The sequence below is a fragment of the Chitinophagaceae bacterium genome (assembly GCA_007695095.1).
Classification (GTDB): domain Bacteria; phylum Bacteroidota; class Bacteroidia; order Chitinophagales; family REEL01; genus REEL01.
On sequence record REEL01000015.1, the window covers coordinates 1 to 3,232 of the forward strand.

Consider the following 3,232-nt stretch of genomic DNA (forward strand, 5'->3'; position numbering starts at 1 on the left):
TTGAAGCTCACAATGACGGTGGGGAGTGAGGCTGTTCTTTGTCCATTTTCTGACATAAAGTAGTCAAACTTATTCAAGGACAAACCACAAATCCCTCTCTAAACTTGAGAGGGACAGGGTAAATAATTCATAAAGCTTATAAAATACTTTCAATAAAAATTGTGAATTTTATATTTTAACACAACGAACAGCAAATCCAACCGATCTATTGTTAGCTATAAAAGTAGTCCCAAATTGACTAAAAAACATACGAATTGATGAGGTACCGCTAATTGTACTAGACCAATATCCACCAAAAACTCCGGGATTATTGATTACACCACTACTGACACGATTACCGGTTGCAGGCCATCTTAACTGGGAGGCAAAAGCATCGGCCGGAAAAGTATTTGGAAGCGTGTTAGGACTCCAGCTGTTAGCTTCGTTCTGTAATTCAACCTGAGTAGGCACACGCCAGCCACTTGGACAAGGATTGTTTTCTATAGTACCGGCATTCCACCTATTGTTATTATTGTCACTTCGCCAATCATTAGGAGCAGCTGATGTTGTTATAAAATCCCCATGTGGCGGTTGGTCAGTGGTGCTTAAGTCAGGTGTAGTGGAAGACGTTCTCTCCTGATGTCCATCATCGGCTCTTCCCCACTGGAATAAATCTCCATAAGAAGCTGCATCGGTACTTGAAGTGGCAACTTGAGTTGCACCAAGGTTGCGATCTAACCAGCAACTGCTGTTTTGCCCTTCTACAGTCCCATAACTTACGGAATTGCCATTATAGGTAAAATCAACAGTAGATGTTCCACAATTAAATGGAGCCGGTGGTACAGATCCTCCACACCCATCAAACCATATGTTTCCATTAAACCATTGAAGGCAATTGTCATCAGTATTGTAAATGGTCAAGCCCGCTGCCGGGTTTTGTATGGCATCACGTTGAGCAGTAGTCAAACGGGGAGGCAAAAAGCCTTTATCCGTAAAGTCTACATCCAATCCGGCTGATGGATCGGGTGATGCACCTGTTTCATTAATGCTTACACCCGGTGTTTGCGCACTGAGTTCAAATGACATGCCTGATAGTACTATAATTGTACTTGCAAACACAAAGAGTAATTTTTTCATTTCTACTAATTTTAAAATAATAAATTTGTTAAGGTTGAAACTATATTTATAATATAGTATATCAGGATAGTTTACTGAAGTTTCGGCGTGTAAGATAAAAGCTGTTTTTGACATTTACAAGTTTTATTGTAATGTTTAAATATATAATTTTCGATGATTTAATACATTACTCATGTATTAACTATTTGTTTTTCATCATACGAGCTTAGATGAATCAGCAGTTAGGAGGTAGTGTATTAAGACCCAAGGGAGAAAGTAGGCAGGAGGCAGCGGCAGTAGGCAGTGAAAGAAGACCCAAGAGACCAAGACCCAAGAGCCCAAATTCCAAGAATTCAAAAATTTAAGGTTGACAATTTTATTAGCCCGTTCATAAAAGGAAAAACCTAAAAAACTTCCGTCATTATGAGCGCGACTACGGTAAATATTAGGTTTAGTACATGCTCTCAAGTCGCGTGTAATAATCTCCTGAATAGAAAGAGCTGGAAATGTCAAAATTATGATGGAAAATGGAAAATGGAAAATGTGGGGGGAGCTCTCTCCGTCTGGCATCGCCGCAGCCTGAGCGGAGTCGAAGGCAGTACTTAATAAAGAGAAAACCGCTTTCGCTCTGCGTCTCGCGAGCGTAAGTATTGAACAGCCTCCGGCTGGCATTCAATATCCTAAGGCTTTTTTAAGTTAGATTTTTCTTAATTTCAAGTCCGCTGACTTCGACTCCGCTCAGCCACCTTTCTGCCTATCAATAAACTGTTTCAATGGATAATATAGTGGAAGTTCTCTAAGCCCGGTTGTCACTTTGAGTGTAGAGGACAGTCTCCCCATTAATCAGGAGATTGTCACACTTCAAGCCTGCCCGCAAGGCTCCCCTCTTGAAGCTCACAATGACGGTGGGGTTTGAGGCTGTTCTCTGTCCATTTTCTTCTCAAATTCTAAGCGTTCCTGTTTTCTTGTTTTATTGGACAACCCCTCAAGGCCCATAGAACAGCACGACAGGCTTTTGTATTTATATTTTGGATAAACTTTGAGCTTAAAGACCATAAAGAAGCCGTTTTGCAGAAGGAATGCGGCCTTTATTCCGGACTTGGGGGTGAGCAAGACCCAAGAAAAATGGAAAAATTATGATGGCAAATGGAAAATGTGGGAAAGCTCCTTGTACTATTTACAACTCTAAATTTCAATCAAAATTAAATCTAATCCTTTTATTTTTGAAAAATCTTTATCTGCTGTCACTAAAGCTATATCGTAAACTAAACATGTTGAAGCAATAATTGCATCCGGTAATTTTATATTATACTTTCTTTTAAGTTCAATAGTTTTCTCTTTTATTTTAGTATTCCAATCAAGAATAAAGCAGTCCTTAATTAAACTTTTAAGCTTTACTTCATCTTCTTTTACTAAGCCTTTAAAGCCCAAAAGTTCAACTTCGGATATAAATGAAATCCCAAAATTAAAATCTAAAAAGGAAGCAACTACTTCATTTCCTTCATGAATATAGATTAAAAAATTAGTGTCGGCAATAAAATCAATCTTCATTTTCTCTTAATGTATTTTGATACTTTAAACCGTCTATATTTCTTTTCAATTTTCCAAAATGTTTGCTTAAGTTTCCTTTTTTGCGCTTATTTCTAAACTTCTCCTTTAGAATTTGAACAATTTTTTTAGAATTTGATTTATTTATCTTGACTGTCATTTTCAAACAATTTAATAGTAAATATACTGTAAAATTAAAATTTAATTGTGCAATACTCCTATAATTAAGAATATTGGTAATTGAAAGAGGACTGCAGTGCGCAAGTCCCAAGAGAGATTAATGGAAAAATTATGATGGAAAATATGCTTCGCAAGACCCAAGAGACCAAGACCCAAGGGACCAAATTCCAAGAATTCAAAAATTTAAGGTTGACAATTTTATTAGCCCGTTCATAAAAGGGAAAACCTAAAAAATTACCGTCATTATGAGCGCGACTACCGTAAATATTGGGTTTAGTACGTGCTCTCAAGTCGCGTGTAATAATCTCCTGAATAGAAAGAGCCTATTGAAAGCTGTTTGAAACCCCCTGCCCCTAATCAGGAGATTGTCACACTTCAAGCCTGCCCGCAAGGCTCCCCTCTTGAAGCT

Annotated in this window: 2 protein-coding genes; both read right to left on the reverse strand. The window is 37.9% G+C overall.

Features of this window, described 5'->3' with window-relative positions; all coding sequences use genetic code 11:
* Positions 1-168 precede the first annotated feature (168 nt).
* The gene (locus EA412_00270; protein TVR84599.1) at positions 169-1,230 is read right to left on the reverse strand and encodes a hypothetical protein; all 1,062 of its coding nucleotides are present in this window, start codon (positions 1,228-1,230) and stop codon (positions 169-171) included.
* 1,050 nt (positions 1,231-2,280) lie between these two features.
* Positions 2,281-2,646, reverse strand: coding sequence for a type II toxin-antitoxin system VapC family toxin (locus EA412_00275; protein ID TVR84600.1), 366 nt, complete (start codon positions 2,644-2,646; stop codon positions 2,281-2,283).
* Between the last annotated feature and the right edge of the window lie 586 nt (positions 2,647-3,232).